Origin of the sequence: Periweissella cryptocerci, assembly GCF_004358325.1 — a bacterium.
In the GTDB taxonomy this organism is placed as follows: domain Bacteria; phylum Bacillota; class Bacilli; order Lactobacillales; family Lactobacillaceae; genus Periweissella; species Periweissella cryptocerci.
In genome coordinates, this window is sequence record NZ_CP037940.1 from 44653 (window position 1) to 70460 (window position 25808).

17 protein-coding genes are annotated in these 25808 nt (G+C 38.7%); 1 reads left to right on the forward strand and 16 read right to left on the reverse strand.

All coding sequences use genetic code 11. The features are described 5' to 3' along the window. Positions 1-82: 82 nt before the first annotated feature. On the reverse strand, positions 83-6865 hold the full coding sequence (locus tag EQG49_RS00180) for a SpaA isopeptide-forming pilin-related protein (RefSeq protein WP_133362051.1): 6783 nt from the start codon (positions 6863-6865) through the stop codon (positions 83-85). Positions 6866-7002: 137 nt separating this feature from the next. Between EQG49_RS00180 and EQG49_RS00185 the strand changes: the two genes are divergently transcribed. Next, complete coding sequence (locus EQG49_RS00185; protein WP_133362052.1) at positions 7003-8055, forward strand: hypothetical protein; 1053 nt, start codon at positions 7003-7005, stop codon at positions 8053-8055. Between the two features lie 35 nt (positions 8056-8090). Here EQG49_RS00185 and EQG49_RS00190 read toward each other — a convergent pair whose 3' ends face one another. The 15 genes from EQG49_RS00190 to EQG49_RS00260 all read right to left on the reverse strand — a co-directional run bounded on the left by EQG49_RS00190 (position 8091) and on the right by EQG49_RS00260 (position 25808). Continuing rightward, positions 8091-8888: a class A sortase gene (locus EQG49_RS00190; protein ID WP_133362053.1), complete on the reverse strand. Its 798-nt coding sequence runs from the start codon at positions 8886-8888 to the stop codon at positions 8091-8093. Between the two features lie 74 nt (positions 8889-8962). After that, positions 8963-11326 carry a coiled-coil domain-containing protein gene (locus tag EQG49_RS00195; RefSeq protein ID WP_133362054.1) on the reverse strand — a complete coding sequence of 788 codons (2364 nt, stop codon included), beginning with the start codon at positions 11324-11326 and terminating at the stop codon, positions 8963-8965. Positions 11327-11349: 23 nt separating this feature from the next. Then, the gene (locus tag EQG49_RS00200; protein ID WP_133362055.1) at positions 11350-11721 is read right to left on the reverse strand and encodes a hypothetical protein; all 372 of its coding nucleotides are present in this window, start codon (positions 11719-11721) and stop codon (positions 11350-11352) included. Positions 11722-11947: 226 nt separating this feature from the next. Continuing rightward, complete coding sequence (locus EQG49_RS14115; RefSeq protein ID WP_133362056.1) at positions 11948-12076, reverse strand: hypothetical protein; 129 nt, start codon at positions 12074-12076, stop codon at positions 11948-11950. A 400-nt stretch (positions 12077-12476) separates the two neighbouring features. Further along, a complete protein-coding gene (locus EQG49_RS00210) occupies positions 12477-13625 on the reverse strand; it encodes an FRG domain-containing protein (protein WP_133362057.1) in 1149 nt (382 codons plus the stop codon). Position 13626: 1 nt separating this feature from the next. Then, the gene (locus EQG49_RS00215; protein WP_133362058.1) at positions 13627-14196 is read right to left on the reverse strand and encodes an ImmA/IrrE family metallo-endopeptidase; all 570 of its coding nucleotides are present in this window, start codon (positions 14194-14196) and stop codon (positions 13627-13629) included. Positions 14197-14517: 321 nt separating this feature from the next. Then, positions 14518-15141, reverse strand: coding sequence for a CPBP family intramembrane glutamic endopeptidase (locus tag EQG49_RS00220; protein ID WP_133362059.1), 624 nt, complete (start codon positions 15139-15141; stop codon positions 14518-14520). Between the two features lie 2 nt (positions 15142-15143). Then, positions 15144-15764 (reverse strand): hypothetical protein, encoded by a 621-nt coding sequence (locus tag EQG49_RS00225; RefSeq protein WP_133362060.1) that lies wholly within the window; start codon positions 15762-15764, stop codon positions 15144-15146. A gap of 70 nt (positions 15765-15834) precedes the next feature. Continuing rightward, positions 15835-16887, reverse strand: a complete 1053-nt coding sequence (locus EQG49_RS00230; RefSeq protein WP_133362061.1) for a phage tail tip lysozyme — start codon at positions 16885-16887, stop codon at positions 15835-15837. A gap of 6 nt (positions 16888-16893) precedes the next feature. After that, positions 16894-17124 carry a hypothetical protein gene (locus EQG49_RS00235; RefSeq protein WP_133362062.1) on the reverse strand — a complete coding sequence of 77 codons (231 nt, stop codon included), beginning with the start codon at positions 17122-17124 and terminating at the stop codon, positions 16894-16896. Between the two features lie 2 nt (positions 17125-17126). Further along, positions 17127-19076, reverse strand: coding sequence for a hypothetical protein (locus tag EQG49_RS00240; RefSeq protein ID WP_133362063.1), 1950 nt, complete (start codon positions 19074-19076; stop codon positions 17127-17129). A gap of 1 nt (position 19077) precedes the next feature. Continuing rightward, complete coding sequence (locus EQG49_RS00245) at positions 19078-19707, reverse strand: hypothetical protein (protein ID WP_133362064.1); 630 nt, start codon at positions 19705-19707, stop codon at positions 19078-19080. A gap of 2 nt (positions 19708-19709) precedes the next feature. Continuing rightward, entirely contained in the window at positions 19710-20063 is a 354-nt protein-coding gene (locus EQG49_RS00250) for a hypothetical protein (RefSeq protein WP_133362065.1), read from the reverse strand. A gap of 147 nt (positions 20064-20210) precedes the next feature. After that, positions 20211-22412, reverse strand: coding sequence for a pLS20_p028 family conjugation system transmembrane protein (locus EQG49_RS00255; protein WP_133362066.1), 2202 nt, complete (start codon positions 22410-22412; stop codon positions 20211-20213). Between the two features lie 36 nt (positions 22413-22448). Further along, a complete protein-coding gene (locus tag EQG49_RS00260) occupies positions 22449-25808 on the reverse strand; it encodes a type IV secretory system conjugative DNA transfer family protein (RefSeq protein WP_133362067.1) in 3360 nt (1119 codons plus the stop codon).

Below are 25808 nucleotides of genomic sequence, written 5' to 3' on the forward strand. Positions count from 1 at the left end.
TAAATCACAGAAAAAAGGATTGCCTAAGCAATCCTTTAACGTTTTTTAATTCTCCCACTATCAAACCTTGCTTGTTTCTCACCTAAATCTTTCGTTCCTTGTAAAGCTTGAATCCAATATAACCGGCACCTGCCATCATAACTGCTGAAATCAACAACAGTGTCATACTAGTAGTTGCCATGAATCCAGTATTTGAAAGCTTGCGACCACCAGGAATTGGTTGCTTATCAGTCAAGTGAACCACTACCTTGTTTGATAATAAGTCATGATTCCCCTTGCCGTCTGCATTGGCCTTGGCATCAGAGCGTAAATCTTGTGAGTTGAACTTCAAGTGCCCCACGTTTGGAATCGTGTAGCCCTTGCCGTCCTTATCACGGTACTTCTTAGCGGTGTAGTTTGAGTTAACCTTGGCATCAAAGTACACGTAAATGTCTTTACCAGCCCATTTTTGTGAGTTCTTAGCCTTAACAACCGCTAATCCACCGGCTTTTTGTTGAATACTTGGTGTAAATTGCTTGGTAACATCTTTACCATCAACCGTTACCTTGTACTTACCAGTTGGAGTGAAAGCATCTTCAAATGGATCAGTGATTTGTAAGTTCTTCAAATCAGATACAGATGGAACATGCCCAATAATCAATGCTTTCTCAACAGAACCAAGCTTGGCATTCAATTCTTTGGACTTCTTACCACCAGTTACCCAGTATTTTTCAACTGAGGCTTTAGGTTGCTTGAAGTGTACTGTTACATTAGGAGTTACCAAGTCAGTTGGTGCACCTGGCTTACCTGGTGTACGAGTTTTAGCATTTGAATCTAAATCCTTGTCATCGTAAGTCATGTGGCCTGCGTTAGGAATGACAAATTCTTGCTTCTTAGCGTCCCAGTACTTCTTATCAGTAGAGTGGGCACCAAGTTTAGCAGTGAAGTAAAGTCGAACGTGTGCGCCAGACCAAGCAGAAGAATTCTTAGCTGCTGCTTTAACTAATCCAGCTTCCTTCTTCTCGATTGATAATTTCCATTGCTTCGTCACATCAGTTTCTTTACCCTTCGCATCAACAGAAACGACCTTAACAATCTTTTCGGGGATTAATGCGTCAACAACCTTGTCGTAAATGGTTACATTACGCATGTTGTGTGAGTATGGGTAGTAAGCGTCAATTACATATGGAACAGTAGCCGAGTTCTTGACTGCTTCATCCTTGAGTAACTTGTTGTTCTTACCAACAATGTTCTTATCAACACCAGGCTTCTTAACGAGAACGTGAACTGGTGGTGTTGGTAAATCAGTATCAGGTGTAGTGGTTGTTCGAGTCTTTGCGTCAGAATTCAAATCAAAGCCGTTAAACAACAAGTGAGCCACGTTTGGAACAACGTATTCATCAGTATTCTTGTCATAGTACTTCTTTGAAAGTGCCTTTGAATTTACAGCAACATCTAAGTGCATTTCAAGTTTATGATCGTTCAATGAAGCTGAGTCATTGGCGAACCATTGGACAAGGCCACCAAATGAACCAGTTTTAGGTGTAACTAAGCGACCAGCTTTAGTGATGTCCTTGTTACCGGCTGTCACGTCGATAATCTTAACTGCCTTGTAAGTGAATCCTTCTTCAAGTGTATCTTTCAATGAAACCTTAGTTAAATCTTTGGCAGCATCGAGTAATGGCAATTGACCAGGGATTACGAACTTAACAGTTTGATCAACATCGTCCTTGTCATCCTTCACGTGTCCCGCTTGAGTATCGATATACTTTTCAACACCTGGCTTTGGCATGTTTGGAAGAACGGGGTCTTTAACAGTGAACGCTGATTCAACCGCGAGTGCGTCCGCTACTGATGTTTCAGCTTCATCAACCTTAACGTCATCATTAACTTCTGAGTCGGCTTTATCAGTTGGTGTGGTGTCTTTTTCGTCAGCCGCTTTATCACTTGTAGTGTCAACCGATGCTTCTGAATCAGTATCAACACCATCTACGGCAGTCTTAATAGCAGCGTCAGTCAATACAGCGTTATCAGCAACAGCTTTCGTAACCTTTGGAAGTTGTTCATCTTCATAGGCTTTTTCAAGTTTAGTGTTGTCAATAGTACCGACAGTCTTACCGTCAGCAACAATCGTAGTTTTGTCCTTTGCGACAGTAATAACGTATTCAGTTGGGTTTAGTGCGTGCGTCAAATCAGAAGCCTTAGTTTCCTTCATTGAGTAAACACCAACCGCTAACTTAGACCAAGTACCCTTTCCGTTTACAGTAGAAATAGTTTGAATAACTTTGCCTTGGGCGTCTTTAAGTTCAAATTCCGCACCAGTGGCAGGAACATACTTATCAGTACCAGCGTAAAGGTCATCACCAATTACTTGGTTATCTTTTTCAAATGGAACATCAGCAAGAAACAAGTTATTCATGATGTTTTCAGGTTTGAATTCACCATCTTTAGCCGCGTCCTTTTCATCAAAGTTAACATCTGTATTAGCGATTTCAGTAGTTGAAACTACCTTGTCGCTATCGGCGTCTGCATCTTCGGAGTCGGCCGCAGCATCGTCATCAGATTCAGAACCCTTATCTTGTTGGGCACCGTTTGAATAAATTTGAATACCTTGTGTGTCATCATTGTTCTTAGCTTTGTAAGTGAAGTAATACTTGTTCTTGTTGAGGACGTGCGAGTTACCAGCGTCTACTTCTTGAGCGTAGTATTTACCTTCTGGCAGATAAGTATCAAATTCAAACTTACCATTCTTCACTTTGGCAAGTGCTAATGTCGTATCCGCTTTCACATCTGCATCCAAGATTTTAAAGTCGTCAGCATTACGCAATGCGAATACTTGACCATCTTGGGCATCTTGAATATCAATTTGTGGTTGGTTATCTTTGTAGCCTTTTAATACTTGTTCTGATTTGTGACCAATGATGTTCAATAATTGCAGTTGGTCATTAACAGTTGTGTCATATGAAGTTGCCTTGACCGTTTCACCGGCATAAGTAACGTCAAAGTTGTATGGCTTGGCAACCGTCACGCCGGCTGGTGCCTTTGTTTCATCAAGTTCATATGAACCGATGTATAAGATAGCATCTCCAGTGGTTGTCTTACCGTCTTTGTCAGTCGTCATTACAAGTGCTTTTGCCTTGTCATCAGTACCAAGACCCTTAGCATCAATGTATTGACCTTCTTTAACACGAACAGTGCCGTCTGGTGTAACTACGTCCTTCGTTGCTTTAAGCATGAATTGGTAGCCTTCACCTGGGCGCTTGTCATAAGTAAGACCCATGTACTTACCAAGGTCAGACTTTTGTTCGCCAATGCCTTGCATTGTTTGAACAATCTTAGAGACCGTCAACTTACCCTTTTGGTTTTCGTCAGGGAAGTTAAATTCCATGTATTGCTTACCAGTATCGTCTTGCTTATCGACTGAGATAGTCATTGGTTGAGAAGCAAGTACATAACCATTAGGTGCATGGACTTCTTCAAGTTGATAACGGTTAACACCAAAATCAAGTGAATCTGTCGTGAAAAAGTACCCTTCATCGTTAGTTTTGAAGATGTCTGTCTTATCAGTCTTGTTTGGCACATTCATTTCAAGGTACTTACCAGTAACTAAGTCTTTGATTTTGAATTGGGTATCAGCAAATGGAATTACCTTACCAGTTTCAGAATCAACCTTAGTCACCTTGATTGGCCATGAAATTTGGTCATCATCTTCGTCAAATGTGTAGCCTTTTGGACGAGTAGACTTACCATCGTTATCAATGACTCCGTTCTTGGCGTCTTCGGTAACTTTGATGTGCAATGGTTGAATAGCCTTTAATCCGTCAGGAAAGTTTTGGGTTCCATCTTGCTTAGTTTTTTCTTCGGTGATTGTGTAGTGTCCATAGGGTAAATCATGGAATACTGCATTACCATTGTCATCTGATAAGTCTGAGTAAAAGACATTACCATCAGCCGGAATCTTAGTAGCTACACCATCCTTCTTGTTGTAGCCAGTACCGTCAGTCAACGTCGCTTTAAACTCGATGCCCTTCAATGGTTGTTGAAGTGATTTGTTTGAATAATCTTCATCAAGTCCGGCAATTGCAGTTTGGCCGGCAACTAAGGCTTTAGAACTATCCGCATCTTTGTGAATTGTTACATTGTTACGAATGATTTGTTCTGAGTCCTTAACTGGCACATCAGCAGCTACTTTGGCATCTTGGCCAGCATATTTCACGGAGAAGTTAGTCGCTGTTGAATCAACCAGGTACCCAATTGATGCCTTTGTTTCCTTAATGCTGTAATCAGCAATTTGGAAGTGGGAGCTATTGAATGCCCCTAAGTCCTTAGAAGTAATCTTCCCGCCATCGTGAGTTGTCGCAGTCCAAGTCTTACCATCGTAAAGACGAGTAATCGTATATTGTGCGCCATCAAGTGAACCGGCACCGGCTGGTGAGGTTGCATCTTTATCACGGTCATACTTTTGGAAGCTGAATGAACCATATTGTTCCTGATTCTTTTCCGCTACCTTGGTTGTGCCGACATTTTGAGCCGTCGGGTTTGCTGAGTCAAAACTTGCCTTAACTGAGGCAGAACCAACCCAATCTTTATTCAAGATGTAACCATGGTCAGTTGAAACTTCACGAATATCGTAGTCGCCCAGGGCAATCTTTTGTGAAGTTGACTTACCAAGTGCATCAACAGCAAATGGTACACCAACTTTAATCATTGATCCTTTTTGGTAAAGCTGGAACATTGTACCAGTAAGTGCGTAGAAACTACTTGGCATGTTTGTTCCGAAATCAACACCGGACTTGTCAACTTCGACATAGCCGTATTGTTCTTTATCTTGAACTGTTTCTGTGTAAGTTCCACCAGCAGCAATTGCGTTAGTATCACCCTTCGCAATTAAAGTACCCCAGTCACCGGCGCTTTGGGCTGCCGGAATGTTATAACCTTTACCAGACGCAGTTTCAACTAAGTCCATCCGTACACCAGCTGGAATACCAGTAAACGTGTAGGTATTATCTGAACCCAATTGGGCTTCACCAAGCTTCTTACCTAGGGCGTAGTCGGTACTTGTACCGCCATGGGCATTATCAGTTCCGTCATCGGCGGCCTTGTACAGTGCATACTTAGCAGCACTTAAATCATAGGCCGAATTTGGCTCTTTACGAACAGTTGAATTGTCTTCAAATGATAAACCTTGTTTTGATACTTTGACGTTAATCAATGGAATCAATGTTTTAGTCGTACCAGTGTACTTGGTTTGTAAGTTACCAGACGAATCATCTGAATTGGTGTCACCGTCAGCAGCACCATCGTAATTCAAGTAAAGTGAACCTTGATTGTAGACTTGAACGTTATTACCTGATTTGTAGCTCGCACCAGAAGAAGCTACATCTGTGTAACCTGAGTGCCTATATGTTTCACCTTTATCGCCCATGTGAGCCAAGATGTAATCAGTGTTTGGAGTAACATAAACTCGAAGTGTGTAAGTACGGTCTGCAAAACCAAGACCACTCTTACCATTCAAGATGTCACTTAACGCTGATGCTGAAACAGAGGTTGAGCCATCAGCATTCTTTTTAATAGTTGCTGCATCAAACATTTGGTTCCCAGAAGAAGCTCCATCGTCACCTCGGAACGGTGAATCATCATCGTGATTACCCTTGTGACTTACGTATACTCGGGCATCCGTTACATTCCACATAGGATCAATCGTATCTTGTAATCGGTAAGAGTCCAATAACTTAGGATTCTCAGGAACATCATTCGCAATGTCGTAATGTTGTTTTTCATTTACATTAGGTAAAGTATTGTTCTTAACTTCATCTTCGTCATCATCGGTTACGTTTTTGTATGGCGCAGTAAATGGTTGTGGCTTTTCGGAAATAGCCCAAGCGGATGCTGCCGTGAACCCTAAATATTCTTGACCAGTTCGTTTGTTTCCAGGAGCACCATCAATAATATCTTGTTGAGTTTTAATTGTTGCTGCATCATATGGCTTACCACGATCATACGTTGTGTACGATTTAGCAAAATGACCTGCAATAGTAGATGTACCTGGTTTGAAAATAACGAGCCAATTATTTTCAGTATTTTCTACACCTTCATCATAATCAATACCTGCAAGTGCATATGGATTTCCATTAGAATCTACACCAGCTTTAATACCACCGTCTGCATCGAGGATATACATACCATCAACATTAGCGGCTGTTTTTGAGCTTAACCCAACTCCTTGATTAGCATCAATATCATTAAATGAAATCCAAACTTGTTTATCACCTAAATTTGCCGAATCGTTAGTTCCGTGCTTAACAATTTTGTAGCTATATGTTGTATCATCGTATCCAGTTGTTGTATATCCGATACTTTCTTTATTGAAGGCAATAATTCCTCCGTTAAACGATGAATTATGTTTAGCACCAGTGATGGATAAGATAACATCAACTTTATCACCGTCATCATCTTTTTGGTTAATAGCATATCTGACTGATGGTAATTCACTTTCGGTATTGGCCGAATTACCTAGTTTAAAAGCAAGGGACGGTTGATTCTGTTCCATTGCACCAGCTACCGCCGATTGATAGGTTGTTGCATTGTATGAAGTTCCCACATCATTTTCAATTTTTACGCTAGTAATATTTAGTGCGCTGATATGGAATGGTTGATTTTCTAATTCAACCTTATCATTTTTGGATAGTTTGGTTGCTCCAAGCTTGCCCCAAGTTGTTGAATCCACACCAGAAATATCCGCAGCTGCCTTAACATTTAAGATGTTTGGAGATAAGTAGGTGGTTGCTACAACCGCCGTACCGGCGACACTAGTTGCAATTGCTGAAGCTACCATTGCACGTTGTAGCTTCCTTACCCATTTCTTTTTGTTCTTATGATTTCCCATTATTTTCCCTATTCCTTTTTTGGTAAATTCAATATTTTTAAAACGACGAAACGTTGTTCTATAAAAGGTTATTGACAATAACCTTTTTTTTGCGATACTAGAGCTTATAAACACGTGCAACAGAGGGAGTTTTGATCATGAAATACACCAAATTAATTGCTACAACTTTAGTCGCTGCAACCCTTTTCGGGGGCTTACTTAATTCAGTAAGTCAAGCAGACGCAGCTACTAAACATACACACATTTCAAAAATTACCAAATATAAGAAAGCCCGTTCTTACCATGTTAAGAAATCATCCGGGTACATTTACAAGCTCAAAGGCAAGCATGTAAGAAAGTCCGTTAAACTTGTTAAAAAATACAAGGTGTCAAAATTCAAGAAAGTTAACCTTTCTTCAAAGAAACGAATTACCATTAAGTATTCAACTGGTAAGAAAACAACCTATTTTTTAATCAAGAAAGGTACCAAAACACTTGGATACATTGCTTCTACTAAAATAAAAACTGGCAAATATTCGTCAACTTCTAAAACAAAAGCCGTAACTACATTTAAACCTGTAACGGCTTATCAAAATAAATTTGGTGACCTTACAAAACTAAAAGCATCTGATGTTGTTGCGGCTGATAAAGCCTATGGATTTAATAAAGATGCTCATGAATTGATGTTGAATATAGAACGCGCAGCAAGAAGTAAGGATAAGTTAGTTACTCCAGGTATGAGACCTGTACTTGGTACTATTGGACTTACCTTGAAGTCTTATACAATCAATACTGCAACTGTTAAAGCAACAGGTCACTACTACATTCAAGCTGAGTCAGATTTCAAATTAACTACTGGAACCGATATTTTTACCGGTAAAACAACCAGCTCATATCTTGCCGGCAGTCTCGTAGCTGGCCCATATCTTAAAAACGCGAACGCCGGTTTTGCATATCAAAAAGTAGGGAATGATTCGAATTTTTCATTATCTAAATCAATCTCACTTAAAGACATGAAAATTTATGATTTTTCGAAAAAAGCGCGTTTTGTAACGCCTGATGGAAAAACTCAAATTTATTACTATGCTCAAATTACCCCTATGCAAACCGGTACACCACAAGAATACTTTGATAAATACGGTAATTATGGAGATACAACTTATTGGGGGTGGATTAGCTCACAATATCTTCGTATAAAAAAATATCAATAATCATTTCCAAACACTTCGCAAATCGTGAGGTGTTTTTATTTACTCTCAATTTGCTTTGGCGGCATCATTTCGAACAATTGCTTAGCCAACTTTCCAGTCAATGCTTGTTCTCCTACATAGTCTCCACGAATAATAATTCGTTTTGTGGCGTGATAGTAATACGGTGGCTGTTCAAAACATGTTGTGAGTGTAATTATTGGTGAATTATCAGTCTTAGAAGTATTTCGTAGCCATTCAGAAGCCGCATCAGTGTTATCAATAATATGCTTTAACGTTTGCTTATACTGATAAACCTTGCGCCCATCAGTTACATAAATCTTAAATCCAGCTAATGACGTCCCACTAATGTTCCTTTGTAGTGGTGAGAAGTATGTTCGGTAGTCAGCCATGTTGTGCGCTGATAACGCATAGTTTGACTTCCCCATTACATCGGCTTCTTTTAGGAATCCATCATTTACCCCTTTGGGTGTTCCAGCCCCCGACGCTAAAGCGACGTTTGATGTACCTTCATAGATTGGTAGCTCAATACCAAGTTCTGGAACTGACACATAACCTCGTAGCGTTTCCATTCTTACCACTTTTTGTAGCTTATTCATTGCTGACCAAGATGGAATATCATCTCCTAAACCATAATCAGCCTTAACTTGCTGATGCTTGATTTTAGAAGATGCCGCGATACGGTCTGCATTATGCTGTCCAAGACGACCTTGCCACCAAACTGGATTAACAGCTAATACCAAAGTAGTAATCGACATGGTGATCAATGTAATGCAAATCCCCATCTGCGCTTTGTGATGCTTCCGTTTCTTTGTTCGTGTTGTTTTAATTGTCATGCCTGTATACCTCTACTAATTAATTTGTAGCCAAATCAACTTGTTATAGCTCTACAAATTAACTTGTAGACTTGTTATGAATTAACTTTTGCGCTTGATTGGTCTTCATAGTCTGCAATAGCGTAAGCAAGTCGTGTGTTATGCCCCTTGTTCGTTGCAAGAACATTTTTTGCTGATGCCAGGTCGTCAATCTTCAAGAAGTTGGCACCAATCGCGTAAGTTCGGTCATCAGTAACTAAGTCCTTGTTGGCAAAGCTATCCTCATAAATCTTGGTAATACTATAACCATCTTTAGATGTAATAGCGTCATCAAGTTTAGAAAAACTATCGTTGGATGAACTTTGAGCTGTACTTGTTTTTGGTGGCATTGATGGTTGCATGAACGTTGCGTCTCCATCAGTATTATCAGTCTGTTTAGTTACTTCTTTACTTGATGCTTCCTTGGACGGTGAATTCTTCTCCAATTGTTTAGAATAACTGCTTGCGGTTGCCGACTGATCCTTTTGTAACTGCTCAATTCGTGTGTCATAAGATTTAGACATGGCACTACGTTGGCTATTAGAGAACAGTAGCGTGCCAGAAATACCAACAATCATCAATACTCCTAATGCACTACCAACCATAGCCATTGGTTTCCACGATTGCGTGTTCTGTTGCGTAGGTTGCTTATGTTTAGAAGATTCATCATTTGTGATTTGTTTAAGCATTGCTAATTCAGTTTGTTTCTCAATCAATTGTTCTAATTTACTAGGCTTTTCAGATTGAGAAGTTGGTTGCGGGACTTGTTGAGCCACGTTAGCGAAAGATTGTACCTGCATTTGAAGACTTGTGTTTTGCTTTTCAAGTTCCGTAATAGTTGTTTCAAGAATGCTTGCTTGACGATTGTTTTCAGCCAATTCCCGGTCACGAGTTGCTACTTGTTGTCGTAGTTCTTCAACGTTTGACCCGGCCTGTTTAGTATTTTCCAAGACGGCCTGGTGTTGAATTGCATTGTCCTGTTCAATTAGCCAAGCATTAGCATCACTATCAATCGTTGAAGCCATATCATTGAAGATTTGAGCGAGTAAATGTTCATTCTTAGCTACTTCTTTATTCAAGTTGGCTTGAACACGTAATGTACGTTCTTTTCGTTCATCACGTTCTAACCGCTCAACTTTCTTCATATGGTCTTGATCCAACGGCTCAATGATTTCCGCATACTTATCAGCTGCCAGATTTTTGTACTTAGCGGCTGACACAGTTCGCAGATTCATTTCATCATTTTTGCGTTTAGAAGCTAACAGTTCTAAATTTGATTCATATTCACGTTTCGCATCAGCTTGTGCTTGTTCGTGTGCATCATCGAGTTCTAATATTTCGGCTCTTAATTCTTCACGTTGTAATGCTAGTAAGCCATCTACAACTTGTTTGTGGGTCACATCACGGTACGAATAATCTGATTCAATTTCATTTACCGTGTTTGCTACTGCTGCCTGAATGTTTGCAAATTGTTCATTTTGCACCGCATCCATTTTGTGGTTTAATTCATCAACCACTTTTTGAATGTACTTGTTAGCGTTCTTGTGTGCCTCGTTAACTCGATATGCAACATAATCAGGGCTAGCGGGTTCAACCTGAACAAGCGTGTCGTCAATATCAAATAACTGTGGTTGTACTTGATATTGATTTAGTAGTACCGGTTGAGAAGAAACATGCTTGGTGTGCTCTGGAGATTTTACACGTTCAACATCAGCTCGTACTGAATTACCCTGTGCGGGCTGATATTCACCAGAATGATTACTAACATCCTCGCCCACTTCTATTGAAGGTTCATTCGAAGTAACCACCGGGATCCCGGAGTGCACTTCTTCTGGTTGCCGATACGATTCTGATTGTTGCATCGTATCAATGTCTTTTTTTACACTGACGCCTTGAGATTGAATCTTAATTGGTGTTTGCTTCTGAACCGCCGTGAAGTATTCGGCTTCGCTCGGAATTTGTGGCAACATTGCGTGCGGTATTTTAGTATTAGCTAATACCGCTTTAATTACGTCATTTGAATAGCTACTAATATCCCCATATGTCAAATCGTCATTATCGCGATTTTCTTTATTATTGAAAAAATCATCCACGTAGGAATGAGCAATATTAACAAAATTCAAATCTACTACAAACGGCTGAATTGCCAAATTTGTTGACTCCGGCTTATTCTTATTATCAAGTTGATATAATTCAATCCCGAAAGTGAATACTAAATTTGTTTGAGTGGCTAAGTGACGTAGTTGTTCAAATAACCGCTCTGCGTTTCCTAAACTTACATATGGTAAGCCATCCGAAAATCCTTCAATTTCCTGACCCAGTTCAAGGATTGTGTTCTTTTCTTCCTTGTTTTTTGGGTATGCAAGTTTCAGAAACAAACTATCATTCATGAACTCTGATGTTTTGTTCCTTGTGAACATAAGTTTCCCCTTTCCCTAATTTATTATTTTGGTACATATGTTGGCTTAACTGATCCCCCAGCACCTTGACCGGCCTGAACTGCCCAACCAATAATCACACCGAGTAATGTAAAGACAATGATGATAATAATGTCTTTTTGAACATTTTCAGTTAATTCTGCGATACCAGCACCCTGACGTTTCTTAAAAGCTCCGACCAAATCAATCGTGCTATAAATCAACGCAACTAAGAAAAAAATTGGCCCCATAATAAGCATTGCTTTCCCTTGTAAGCCGTTGATTGATGATGCCAGGTCAAACATGCGTAAGATGTTTCCTGAGTGTTCAGCAGAACGTTGTGCCTGTTTAAATACCCCCAAGTAGGGTTGAGAAAAGCTAACTAAGCTATTAAACATGTGTCGTACTCCTTTTGTATTTTTTGTCACTTTCTCGTGAACGTGGATAGAATACCGTAAAAAAATTATTTGACATAATTAATGAAAAATTTTGGGACAAAAAATTTTTGTATGCGAAAAAAAGCCAATGAACTTTGAAATTCATTGACTCTTTTGAGTAAAATGTTCAGTTTTTCATAACATGTGTAAATAATACCAATGTGAACTCCTGCGATACGTGTTCACATTATCGTAAAATATTTTCAACGTATTCACTTTGATGCAAAATTCGTGAAATAACAACTCGGTTGTCATGAATAACATAAACTACCTCATAATTATTTGCAAACACGCGGCGGTAGTTGATCCGCTGCATCTCAGTGAGAATCTCACCATTAATGAGTGCCTTCTGCCTGTAACTTTTTAAAACGATTACGTACTTCTATTTGACTTACAGTATGATTATTATTCACTTCAACAATTTCACGTTAAATCCCAGTCTGGATGTCATCAGACAATTCCTCAAAAGAAACAAACATATCACCCTCTAGTGTAACTTGCTTGCTCTTTTAATTTTGAATCAACTTTAACATTCAACGTTGTTTTCTTAGGAATTTCTTACATAATATCATTCCCCATTATTTCTTTAAGTGCGTGTGAATAGAGCATCCTGAAAATATTGTGTATTAAAAAAATCAATGAATTTTAAAGTTCATGGATTTTTTTAATATAATTTGCACGTATTGCTTTTTAACTCTCGATTCAGTGTAACCTGCTTAATTCCAAGATGGCAGATATTCATCAGAAGTCTCGTCCACTTTATATTGAGTCTTAATTGCATCAGCATAATTAGCTAAATCAGGAAAAATTCTTTTATCAGTATATTCAAATTCTTTTAGTTTTTGCAATAGATCCTTTTTCAACCCCTCAAAAAGGTCCTTCTTAACCTGGTCTGAATACTCTACATCATCAAGCTTCGATATTATTTTTCCCAAATCATTGAGAGCAAGGTTCTGAATACCTGGACGGTTCTCATTTTTCACCAAATCCTTTATTTCATTAATTGTGGTATTAATCGCTGAAACGTAAGCTTTTTGATCATATACAAACCGAATAACAATTCGAGGAACCTTCTTAATTTCCTTAGTTTGCGTTTGCGTTTGTGGTAACAACTTTTCAAAATTAATAAATGCACCACTTTGTGCTTTCAATCGAATATTATCGTGTGTTTTTTCGACTTTTTGAAAAATAGAATCATCATCCGCTTTTTCTAAAAGAATATCGAAAACAGGAATTTCTAAATTATCATCATATGCCATAAAAAACATACCAACATAAGGACTAGTCGATATATCAATTAAAGGTGTCATCAGTCCATAATGTTGTAATTTTGCAATTTGTTTTGTTCGTTTTTCAAAATTTTCTCCATTGTCCTTCAATGGAAAATATTCAATTTCCTCGTACTCAAAAGAAAATTCTTTGTATACATCATCAAACTTGTTCGCATAATCCTCTGAAACATTAGTTCGAAGTGCTCCAGGAAGTACATCCCAATCGTGGGATTGCCCTCGAAAATACAACGTATTATCCTCAAAAGTTTTCCGTATTTGTTGCACGATTTCTTTAATGAGATAAAACGCTGACCAAGTACTGTGCATCGCGGAGGCATCCTTGTTTAACAGCTCAGTATTTTTATTAAGTCTACTAATGAGCTGCCTAGTTTTGAGATCAAACGAAACATTTTTTGTAGTACTATTTTTGCTTACAGATATTTTTTCAATGTAATAACTGCGTGTATCCGCTTTGCTAAATGCTTCGGCACTAGGGTTTTTAGGTAATATATTGACATCGATATAAATAGCATCGAAAATGTCATCTTCTTTGTCTCTCAGTGAACTTAAATTATATCCAACATTACTTGACATTTTAAGCTTTTACCACCAAATTCTTAGTTTTGAATTGAATTTTCAATGCCTCCACGGAAACTTGCATTTTTTTGGCAATTTCTGTTTGCATAGCTAATAACTGAATTGTAGAAAAAGGCTTATTAACAAGGTTATTTTCTTCTAACCAAGTAATCATTAACTTTTTTACAAGTTCCATTGGCATTAATAAATCCGCCGCAAAACTATTGGCAATGATTTCATGTTCACGCTGTGTTGAATCGTATGAACTTAAATCAGGTGTGCGATTTGTTTTCTCTTTAAGTTCTTCCATTAAGAAATAATGACCTAATTCATGAGCTATGGTAAATCTTTGTCTTACAGGAGCTTCTGAACTGTTTACCTCAATAACGGGTGTACCATTGCCTTTAGGAGTAATCGAACCCGATTCAAATATATCATCTTTTTTTTCTACTGGAATCTTTAGCACACCAGCAATTTTCTCAACATCAATTACCGGTTCTTCTATATTAATTTCGATATCCTCAAATAATCGACTTTCATTTTTAAAAATTTCTAACATGGAATCATCATAAATTTCTGAGTATTTCATAAATTTTCACCTCCAATTTATCAAATATCAATTATTAGTATTTGATTATTCACCTAGCTTATTATACCGTGATTTACTTTTTTTGACTATCAATATAAAATATCAAGTCAACATAAAAACGTATTTAGCCGTTTATAATAAACAAATTGCGTCTTAGGACGATACAATTACTTTAATTGCAAAAAAGTATGCCCTGTAAATAAAAAGAAAGGCTCACATCAGAAGATAATCTTGGCCGATTGTCTGACGCGAGCTACTCATATGACTGTTGCTTCTATTCTACCATCTTTGTCTCCTAAGCGTTAATGACAAAACTAACTATCAAAAATATTGTAATGCGCAAAGTGAAACCAAATTCAATAAAACGTGAAGTGTTATTGAACCTCGCACCCCACCCTTTGCATACACGTACGACAATACAGCATTGACCAAGAAGTAAATCGGTAAACCAACAAAGTCAAAATGGCTGAGCCCCCAAATGATTCCTATTGTGGTTGCTACAACTACTATTTTCCATTTTTGATTATCACTCTTGAGAAAGTAGCCGAATAAGAAATGACGATAAACCACTTCTTCAAATATAGGCGAGCAAAAACATCCGATAAATATTAACCAAGCCAAATTAATATCATCTAGGCTACCTGAAATATTTTGAGTTGAGACAAGTGAATATACAATCTGGATAATCTCAATTAACATTACAAACCCAGCAATCAGCTTCAAGCTTCTAAAATAAACTTTGTTGAAGATACTTTTCACATTTTTCAAGGTGATTAACATTATGATTACTGCGACCATTAGTGTAATCATCAGTCTTAGTGACCCAATTAATCCAGTGGAACTGTTTGGAAAGAATGGCAAAGCAGCCAGTATTATTCCAATTAGAAATTTCACTTTCGAATCATGCCCACCACCTAACTTGAATGTGCTTAATGGTTCACTCATGCTTACGGATTCTCCAATGAATTCACAGCGCCTAATGCTAGGTTTTCATTCTTCACAATCATGTGCGACTTAGTGTCATAAGTGATTTCAAATACCTGTTCGAGTGTCCGAGGTTTTCCCTGGTTAATCGAAACCTGATACTTAATATGCACCAAGACGTTCCAAGCATTTCCTTGCTTTGTCTGATTATAGACACGTACCCATTTGAGCTTATTAGCTACTGTAAATCCGTTGTCATTGTTATTTACGTCATTACCCCCAGGCCCGCGTAAAATGTCTACAACTCGTTTTGTGCCAAATTTCTCTGCTTCATCAAAGCGTTTACCCCGGTCACTGGTATTGAAGTTATATAACGTAGTAATAAACGACGTAACATCATCACTAACTCTAACGGCAGCAGTATTTTGGACTGAGTTGTTTTGAAGGTATTCAACTTTACTCGTCAACTTTTTAATTTCTGTTGAATCCGATTGCTTACTGTTCCTAATTGTTTGTAAGCTTGTTTGAGCCTGAGATAAATCATTTCGGACAGAACTATACCGGGATAAACTAATCCCGGTAATTGCTCCCATTCCGATAACGAACGTGGTAATCCCAATAACTACACCTTTAGGCACCTGCATTATTAATCTCCTCCCTTTGCGTGAACGGATCGTTCATTTTTACGGTATTAATCATATTAATAGTTTGCATCTATTTAACCCTTCCGTACCCTACAAAGTGTTGTTTCCAATATGAATCAGTTAAACTTGCCAATTGTGTTGCTGACCCTTGGGCACCAATGAACTTATCGCCACCCATGGACATTGCTACGTGCGTGATATATGAACTTTTCGAGGTAGTTCCTTCAAAAAACAATAAATCTCCGGCCTTATGTTCAGAATCTGCGATACGTTGTGTAGCATCGTATTGTTCTTGAGCTGTGCGCGGTAACGAAATACCTTGCCGTCCTAACATCCAACTAACGAGGCCCGAACAATCAAATCCAACGGGATTATTATCTGTCAGTGGTGGTAGATTACCCCACATATACGGTTTACCAATTTGTTTAAGTCCATCAGCAATCGCATTATCATAGTATGACGTCTTCTCACCGGTGACAGTCACAGTATTTGTCCCAGAACCATTCACACCAATTAAGCCTGACATTTCATCACTTAATTGACCTCCAGTAAAGAAGGTATACCATGCCTGGGCATGAGCCTTAATCTGTTCTGGCTTAGTTTGTGGATCTGTTAGTGAAACCCCTTCATACAACTTAGACCAATCAAGTGCTGCTTGCCCTGGGTCAGTGGCTTTTCCGACGACTTCTTTTGTTTCTTTATAACCGGAGTTTAATTCTGTACTCATTAAGTCCATTTGCGCATCCATTGTACGTGGTGTGTCATGGTAACGATTACCATTCACGCCGCCATTAGACCACTGCATAACGCCGACCACATTTCCACCAGCGTTGTAGGCTAATGGATCAATACCACTTTCACGTTCAGCTACCGCAACTCCACCAGCGGCACCGGCAGGAGTGAAGTTTTCTTGCTGAGTTAGGCGGTCATATACTACCTTTGCGCGTCCAGCAATTTCACTATTTATATCGAGTGATATATCACTTGTTGTCGTTGTATCATTTTGAGGTTGCATTAAGCTAAACAGCACCATTACTAAGGCGAATATCAAAACTATACCTACCACAATCAGTCCTAAAATAATTTTGTATTTAGAGATAAAGAAATCAATAATTGTCTGCATATCTGATTACCCGAATAGCTTAGTCAAAATAACTAATACCAATGTAACAACCGCAACAATTGCCATAACGTTATATGCGGTATTACGCTTTCTTTCATCAACATGGTACTCACCATCTTGAACAGCTTGTAAGTCACGCTTAGCTTTTTCCCGACTTGTTTCAGCTAAGCGGGAGAATGATTTCCCTGGGTGCATTAAAGGGTCAAGTGATTTGAAATCTTCATCGTTAAATGCCATAACTAAATTCCTCCCGCAAATTGGCGTTCTTCGTAGTCCAACAATGAAACTGTAAAGAATAACGCTCTATCACCCACAAAATTAAGCATCACTTCACCTTTTTTAAATGTTGTCGTTTGTCGCAACTGTGACGTTGTGACTGAACTAGTTAATGCACGCCGTAGCGTCTGTACCTGATCGTCACTAGTCAATTGCGTAATGAAGTGAATCCGAAACAACCCGAAGAAATCTTGTGCCTCTGAAAATTCACCTTCTGCCGGAATTACGTTACTCATACGTGGAAATACGAATATTGATCCAAACATATTTTTCCCCATCTGACTAATTAATTTTGTGACAGTTTTTATTCCAAGTGGATTCTCCTTATTGATGATTTCGTCAGCCTCATCTTGAATTAAATTGAAATATTTTGCTTCATCTTTTTGAATCAACCCTTGGCTTAACAATGTTCTTTGTTTTCGCCCATGGTTAATCACATATGAAGACATTAATGAATACACTGCATAGTTTTGCGCACGAAATATTTCCCCACCCTTAGAAGCAAGTTTAGAAGTATCAAAACGAACTAATATTTCATCACGTAAGTCTGGAATAGTTGTATAGCCATCAAAAATGTCCGCACTATCCCCTTGTAGGAGCTCACGGAAGACTAACAAAATATTTTGTATTGCGAGTTGTTCTTCGTGTGTTTTACGACGACTTGTGACAATTTCTGTTTCAACGAAATCAACAAATGTTTCTAGCGTTGGATAATCACTGTTACTTTTCAAGAAAATTTTTATATTTTGTGGATTATCCCGTGGACTCGGATCCCACATACCCTGTTGAATGTAGAAGTTTGTTAATAATTCACGCATCATTGCTAAATCATAAGCAGTCGCTTGTGTCCGTCCTTCTGCATCAACCCATAAAACGGAAAAAATCGTTGTTATTTTGGCCACATGTTCTGAAAACGAGCCGATTTCGTCTGGTATCGAACCCGTCTCATCGGTAACAGTTGGATAAATTTGAAACAGGTTAATTCGATTTTCACCACCACCCATATCAATATTTAATCCATTTTCATCATCAACTAGCCCCTTGTATTCATTACTTTTATCAAAAACCCACTGTGTATGGCCTGCGGCGAAGTTTTGCTTCATCATCTTCTTTGCAACTGTTGACTTGGAAGTCCGGGGTGCCCCAATAATTAACACTTGTGGCGAAGAACGGTGACGGCCATCGTTGTAAAACTGATCAAACATTACTTCTCCACCGTTAAACGTTTGTCCCATATACGCACCGTGTGGGTCTGCTTGAAACGTTTGATTTAGATGATATGAGCCCGCTAAATTGTGCATCGTCACTGGAATACCCTTGTTGGGCATTCCTAAGCCATCATGTAGTTCCGGTGGTGTAAAAAGTGACTTAACTTCGTTGTCCTGTTCGTCAAAGAGTAATGAAATACCAAAACCATGAAGACTCTTTTTAATTTCACGAATACGAGTACGTAAAGCGGGCACACTATCAGCAAACACCCGAATACGTACATACACTCGCATCATTATGTCATTCCCATTAACCAAGGCATCTAGTTGTTCCTGGTTAAGCTGCCAATTGGTTAATGCCATCGTTTGGTCACTCGGACTTGCATTCTTACTATTACCGATAGCAACGTCTCTGTCGATGTTAACTGCCCGTTCAACGGCATCTTGAGCTTTACGCTGATTTTCTGGGGCTACTGAAAGCCAACTCATTGTATCTGGCAATTCTGCAACCTTACGTAGCCAACCACGCCCTAACCGCTGTTTAGGAAGCCCTGTCACTTCAAGTGTCACTGAATATCCATCTGAACCTTGGACAAAATCACTATGCACGATTAATCCACCTTCTGGCTGAGTTTCAGTTATTAAATTCAAGTCAGTTCCATTACCGATTAATTTTCTAGTGTTCTTCTTAGTTAAAACTGCCATGTTAATTGCCTCTCGTTAGCATATTGTTAGGATTGTTGAATTGCTTTAAAATTCGTATCTTGTCTTCGACCGATAGCTCTTGGAGCTGTACTGCAACTCCACCATTTTTTAAAGCATTCTCCCGTAATTCTTTAAGTTGTGACTGTGAATCAGCGAACATGATAAAAGTGAATTGTAAATGATCAACGTGCTCAACAACCCGACGAGCTAATTGCAATTCTTCAAGCGCAGTTTGTTGCCGTGCTAGCAGTTGGGCTTGCTTACGTTCATTTGTTTCAATTGCCAAATTGTCGTTAATCTCACCTAGTGTATTTGCCCAAAACGCTTGTTGTATTTTGGTATCAGCTGGCAAAGTTGAATTTAATATTGTCCAACCCTTTCCATACACTAATCCATACGCCTCATAGTCAGACATAACCGTTAATTGTTCATCTTCCGCTAAGTAATCCAAGTCATGCCCTGGCAAGTTAAACATATCCATGAAATGACCATTAGTTAATAAAATTGAATGGTGGTCATCATCCAGAATAGCTTTGTATTGAAGAAAATCCGTAATCAAGAATGATTGTTGTTTTCCGCCTGAATAACGAACTTTAGCTACGTTGTTCTTCGATTTATTCTTAATTGCCATATTTATTCTGACCTCTCAAAAATTTGATTATAAGGAATCACATTGAAGTGCCGCTTCTTCCGACCGTTGCGCAAATCAAACAGTATTTCATCAAACACAATCAAGTTCTTTTTACCTGGGGCTGGCATTATTAAAAAGAACCCAAATAATATGCCAATTGCCATGAACCATAACTTTCCAAAACTCCATCCAAATGGAAATAGTTTAAGTAACTGCCAACAAATCGTTACCATAAATCCAATAATTCCAAGCGCCTTAAGAGAAAACCAAAAGAACGGTTTAAATTGACGCCAAATATCAGTTGCCCCGGTGAAACTATCATAATTTGTGGACTTTGTATTTTCGATTGAATCCATTTTTCATTAACCCTCTCTAAACTTAATACGGTAAAGATACAGCAATTAATATGGTTTACAAAAAATGTGAAAAATTTTGGGACAAAAAAGAAGCAATCACTTAATTGTGATTACTTCTTGCTGTTACCTATTGTCACTTTTGATAAATTAATACTCTCCTGGCATTGGTGGAATATCATCATCTGAAAAACCAATATCACTTGAATCAAAAACTGAGCTAAAATCATCCGGTGCAATTTTAGCTGGATTTACCCTTTTGTTTGGGTTTCCAAAAGATGCTTTCCCCTTTGGTTTCGAATCAATTTTTGCAGGTTGGCTCGGTACAAATTGGTCTTGTGGTGCATTAGCATTAGGTTTTGTTTGTACTTTGCTTGCCTTCAAAGGTGGAGTAACGGTTGATGGATTAGTTGCTGGATTAATTTTTGATTTTTGATTATTACTTCCACTTGCACCCTGATAAACGGGTGTGCTTTCAGTGTTAATCCTGTTTCCATTTTGTTGATTCACATCCAAATTCTGTGTGATTTCATTATTTGGATTTGACGGCCGTTTTGTACTATTTCCATTTGATTCAGGAGGTACGTTATTTGAGTTTGATGCCATGTTCTCTGGTGCCCCTTGGTTATTAGCACTATTGGGATTTGATGCTTTTCCACCCATATTTGTATTTTGTCTATGTGGTGTTGTTTCACCGACAGACCTACTTGCTCTTGGCACTCCTTCATTTACGGGTGAATTAGGAGTAACCGAGTTAGGTTTATTATCAGTTGCTGACTCACGATTGCTACTTTTTGTTCCAACATCGGCCATTTTATAGCGGCCATCGTCAAAATTACTCGTGATTGATTGGCCAACTGATTTAACCTTATCTTTGGTTGCGCCAATTCCATTAGTAATTGCGTTCTTACCGGCATTCTTCATACCTTCTGCTGTGCTTACAGGGTGTGATACCGCCTCGGCAACCCCACCAGCTAACTTCATACTCCCGGTACCGGCTTTAGCCATGTTGTTCCCAACTTTTTTCACTGTTCCTGGTACATTTCGAGCTAATTTCGCACTCGCCCTACCTGCACCCATGCCCAGCTTTCCAACACCTTTAGCAACCCCACCAACACTACGAGCTGCACTGGAAGCTGCCAAAAACTGTTGTGCCGCGGCACCGTGGTTTTGAGAGGCACCAGTCCATTCTTCGAACTTGGATAAGCCACTCATAACTACTGTAAACGCTGCTAACATCGCCGTAATATACAATAATGTTCTGGTAGTCTGACTAACTTCCCAAGCTTGCATCGTCTGGTTAACAAATTTCAGCCAGACTCTAAACATAAAGATAGCAAGTGGTTGCATTGCAATCGTTACGAGTGAACCTTGCATAATAGCCCATAGTTCTTTTTTTCGTTGCCAGACGGCGCCATCAGTTAGGAAGAACCAAATTGCTGGTAAACCATAGAATGCTTGTACGAACCATGCTTTAAGCACAGAGAACGTCGAGAATAAGCTTACTAGCATGGTTATGAATAATGTCACATCAATACTAATCCAACTCACTACGTACCTTGGATATGATTCCGCAAACGTATCACCTGTGAGCATTGCTCCTGAACCAAGTTTCAATACATCTCCTTTTGGATTATCAGGATTGAACTTGCTATCAAAGACCTTCATATCGTCATCAGATGCACCCATTTTTTTGATTGCATCTTTTTGATCATCACCAATTCGTTGTTGTAAGGGTGTTACGAATAAATTATCAGCAGTTAGCTTGTTATATTTAGACGGATCAATTTTTTTCGGATCATCATTAAAATCCTTAGACGCTAACATTCCCATATCTAATACATTGTCTTGAAACGGTGCAATTGCGATTGATTTCTCCATTGGTTGCATGAAACCATCAACAGCGACTGTTTTAGCAGTTTGTCCACCCAGGTTAAGCGCCCAGGGCAAAAGTGTCACTGCAATTATTGAAACAACAATTCCAACCGGGTAATCTTTCCCTGCTTTGCCCTTCGTGACCCGATATCTTATTAATTGAACAGTCATCATAATGCTTGCAGCGCTGAGAGCTAGCGCAAAAATGATTTGTGCGTATTTGTACAGCTCGTTATCTGGATTTGCCCAGCTCGTCGCAAAACCGCCAAAATCAAACGCCTTTTGCCATGCTGTATCTACGGCATCTGTCACTCGATAGAAAAAGTGTGCTACTCCTTGTTGCATAGCGTCAATCATTGATGATGTTCCATTCGTACCTGGTTGTAGCCATTCAGACCATGCTTGATAAAAAGCATTGGTCGGCCCATCTTTTGGTACAGGGGTATTAGAAAAAAGTCTAAACGCTCCTACACTCATCGTACCCTCCTTTCATTTGTAGCTTTATTTTGTCCTTTAAAATTCATCTTCTTCGTAATATTCATAGTTTTGCATGGCTTCTAGTAAGTAATTGAAATTTTTATCGAATAATTTACGCATCGTGCCCCAATTATTGTACGCAGGCTGTCTGAATACTAATCTAATTTGACCTGCGTTAGTAAGTTGGTTCCGTACTTGACGAAGTGTTCCATCCGCAATGTCTTTACCTACCGGAAGGAATGATACTGCTGAATTCTTAATTATTAACAGAAGCTTGTCATCTTCGATTTGTTCAGCCGATAAGAATCGGTCTGTATCAGCTTGATAATCTTCATTAACATGTAGGTCGTCTTCAATTTCACTAACAGCATCATCACCAGAAATTTCCCCATAGGCACTAATTTTGTCTAACAAGATTCCCAAATTATCACCGAACAATTCCTTCATAACACCCCAACGGTTATTCTCTGGCGTTTTGAAGAATAATGCAGGGTCTTTGTCTAGTGCGACACGGTAAGCTTTTGTTTCAGGATTACTAATCTTACTCAATGTTTTAGTTAAACTCTTAATTTGCGGCTTAATAATACTATTGAGTAACTTATTGTCCTCGAATTGATACTGCATCAAGAATTCATCATTATCATTGTGTTCGGTCACACGATTATCAAGTGTTCCAATATTAACTTCTTCCTCAACTCCATTTTCGCCATAGATAAAGCCAGTTTCTGTGAATTCAAGTCGTTCACCAACTTCATCAGCTAGCAATTTAAGTTCTGGAAGGAAGTTTTCTCGTAGGTCGAACATCGTTAAGTCCGCATGTTCCGCATCTAATTTCAAATCGGCAACATAATGGTTTAAGTTAAAGTTTCCTGTATCATTCTCATACCGATATGGCATGCGCATATTGTCGGAAGCAAAAATATGATTAGCTGAAACTGAAAGCCCTCGCTTATCTTGTCTTTCAAGCGTTCTGAAAGTAATCATTTCATTGTCGAGTATCTTACTATTTAGTTCGTCAGCACTTAATAACGGTATCTTTTCTTCACGTAAACGACGTTGAACTTTACCCTTGTCACCAAGTCCAGCATTGTTGTTATCAACTAGTACCGTTTGTTGGCCTAACATTTTTGAGATTTGCTCATTTGTTTCAAGATTAGGACTAAGGATATGCGACCAAAGTAATGAATTGTCCTTGATGATTTCAGCAACGTCTTTACTATAATGTCGAGTCAATTGTGAAAGTGATTGAAAATACCAATCAAAGAATTGTCCTTGACCAAGTCCCAATGAAACCTTTTTATCAATGTCAGCAATGGCATTCATTTGCCCTGCTTCGTTGAATTTATAAACAATTTGCGTATCAAGTTTCTTCCGGTCAAGTAACGAAGCCCGGTGCGAGTTCACGTTATACATTTGATTAAGGAACACACTAGCTAATTGGTTATAGGTGTTGTTATCAGGAGGAGTGACCAGAAATATTGCTTTTGGTCGTTCAGCGTATCTAACTTCAACGCTGTTCGCCGTAATTTTGTCATCAGTTGACGAAAAATCCGTGATTTGAATTTCTTTAAGGACTAATTCTTTAGAATATGGATCACGCGTTAACTTACTACCAATATGTTCATACTGTTTAGTAGCTTGTATTAACATGTTAGTATCTAGAGGATTGAAGTCACGGTGCTCGAATGTCGTTTCAAAGAAAATTTTGATTGAAAATACTTCGCCCATTTTGCTAGAAAATGGATATTTTAAAAAGCCAACTCGGGTTAATTGTTGCTTTGCTCGTTCAACTATTTCACCAGCATCATTCATAATTAAGATTGAGGCTGTTTGAAAACGGTATTCTGCCGGAAATTCAACACGCAGCACACGTGGAAAACCAATACTTTCGAGTGAAAATGTACTATGTGAAGTAATAGCGGCAATCTTTTGTTCTTGGTAAATCATCAATCCATCATATACAGAGGACAAAATACTACTTTTTGTGTCCCATGCCGAACCATCGTATTGAGCAAAGGCATCGAGAGCCATCATTCGCACTGTATCTGGTGGCATTTTCCGAAGAAATCCAAAGTAGATAGTCAACAGATTAATTAATTGACCATTGTTATCATTATCTGAACGAATAAAATCTGAAAACATCTTAGAAATATTAGTTAATGTCACTACCTCCCACGTCCCACGACGTTGCGCAATATCAAGTAACGCATATGCCCCAGATTTAATTAAACCTTTTGCCGCATTTGACCAAAAAGGATCAGATGACTTCTCTTGTACTTCCGAGTACATTGCATCTACAACTCGTTGCATTTCTTCCTGAACAGAATCAAATTCACCTTCGCGTGCGAGTTCCGTTACCAAATACATTGGGTTATACCCAATTGAGTTCACGTAGTCCAACATATTTAGAACGTAAGTGTCAAAACCTTGCTTGCGTAGATATGGCAGTGCGATTGCGAAATCTTCGGCCTTAGCATCGTTATCAATAATATTTGGACGATTAGAAGACCGAGAGAGAATACTAAAAGTTGAATACCCAATAGATTCATCTTTTTTAGTCCGGGACCCACCGGTGACCATACGAGAACTTGCACCCTGGGTTAGAAAGTAAAATCCCATGTAACCACCGGCGGAATGACGTTGCTTACCCACTAGAAACTTGAGCCACCAACGTATTGCAACACCGGGTTTTAAAATAAGCAATCGTGGATCATATCCAAATACATGGCCTACTTGATAACCAAAATTACCGGTATATTTTTCATTTCTATCTGGGACAAGACGGAACTGTTTAATCATTTCATCAAAAGTCGTCCAGCGTGATGCCATATCGGTAATAGTCCCACGAAACTGTTCATACCATCGCCATGATTTCCGAATTATAAAGAATTCAATCAATGCCAAACCTATCAAAAATGCCAAGGGAAACGCACGAATTAATTCATAGTGTGGACGGAGTGGATTGATATATTGCTTTACAATATCAAATAGCAACCATACATTTGCCCACCAGCGTTGCGTATTAACATTCATCAATCCTGAACCGTGCAACTGTGACCAATTGTTACCAGTTTGCGTTGCAATGCCAATAGCTACACTCTCAATCCATACCGCAAACCTAATTCCAATGAAGTATAAAAAGAATATATTAAATCCAATCAACCACCAAAATTGGCCACGATAGAAAATAATTGATTCATGTTTTCGATTTCGTTCAGCAATGTACTTCTTTCGATTTCTACGTTTGGTAGGAATTAACGTGAATGGAAAAAAGAATAGCCCATTGAGCAAAAAATTGTATTTACCATCAGGTGCGAAACCACTGAAAAAATGGGTAATCATACTGAAAAGTGATTTGTTACCTTTTTGAGGAGTTCGCCCAGTTTTTATTGCCAT

Bases quoted from the DNA above. Each gene is read 5' to 3' on its own strand.
- EQG49_RS00260 (WP_133362067.1), bottom strand. From the start codon at position 25,808: ATGGCAATAAAAACTGGGCGAACTCCTCAAAAAGGTAACAAATCACTT.
- EQG49_RS00210 (WP_133362057.1), bottom strand. From the start codon at position 13,625: ATGTCAAGTAATGTTGGATATAATTTAAGTTCACTGAGAGACAAAGAA.
- EQG49_RS00235 (WP_133362062.1), bottom strand. From the start codon at position 17,124: ATGGCATTTAACGATGAAGATTTCAAATCACTTGACCCTTTAATGCAC.
- EQG49_RS00185 (WP_133362052.1), top strand. From the start codon at position 7,003: ATGAAATACACCAAATTAATTGCTACAACTTTAGTCGCTGCAACCCTT.
- EQG49_RS00190 (WP_133362053.1), bottom strand. From the start codon at position 8,888: ATGACAATTAAAACAACACGAACAAAGAAACGGAAGCATCACAAAGCG.
- EQG49_RS00255 (WP_133362066.1), bottom strand. From the start codon at position 22,412: ATGAGTGTAGGAGCGTTTAGACTTTTTTCTAATACCCCTGTACCAAAA.
- EQG49_RS00200 (WP_133362055.1), bottom strand. From the start codon at position 11,721: ATGTTTAATAGCTTAGTTAGCTTTTCTCAACCCTACTTGGGGGTATTT.
- EQG49_RS00250 (WP_133362065.1), bottom strand. From the start codon at position 20,063: ATGGATTCAATCGAAAATACAAAGTCCACAAATTATGATAGTTTCACC.
- EQG49_RS00245 (WP_133362064.1), bottom strand. From the start codon at position 19,707: ATGGCAATTAAGAATAAATCGAAGAACAACGTAGCTAAAGTTCGTTAT.
- EQG49_RS00215 (WP_133362058.1), bottom strand. From the start codon at position 14,196: ATGAAATACTCAGAAATTTATGATGATTCCATGTTAGAAATTTTTAAA.
- EQG49_RS00180 (WP_133362051.1), bottom strand. From the start codon at position 6,865: ATGGGAAATCATAAGAACAAAAAGAAATGGGTAAGGAAGCTACAACGT.
- EQG49_RS00225 (WP_133362060.1), bottom strand. From the start codon at position 15,764: ATGCAGGTGCCTAAAGGTGTAGTTATTGGGATTACCACGTTCGTTATC.
- EQG49_RS00240 (WP_133362063.1), bottom strand. From the start codon at position 19,076: ATGGCAGTTTTAACTAAGAAGAACACTAGAAAATTAATCGGTAATGGA.
- EQG49_RS00230 (WP_133362061.1), bottom strand. From the start codon at position 16,887: ATGCAGACAATTATTGATTTCTTTATCTCTAAATACAAAATTATTTTA.
- EQG49_RS14115 (WP_133362056.1), bottom strand. From the start codon at position 12,076: ATGCAGCGGATCAACTACCGCCGCGTGTTTGCAAATAATTATGAGGTA.
- EQG49_RS00220 (WP_133362059.1), bottom strand. From the start codon at position 15,141: ATGAGTGAACCATTAAGCACATTCAAGTTAGGTGGTGGGCATGATTCG.
- EQG49_RS00195 (WP_133362054.1), bottom strand. From the start codon at position 11,326: ATGTTCACAAGGAACAAAACATCAGAGTTCATGAATGATAGTTTGTTT.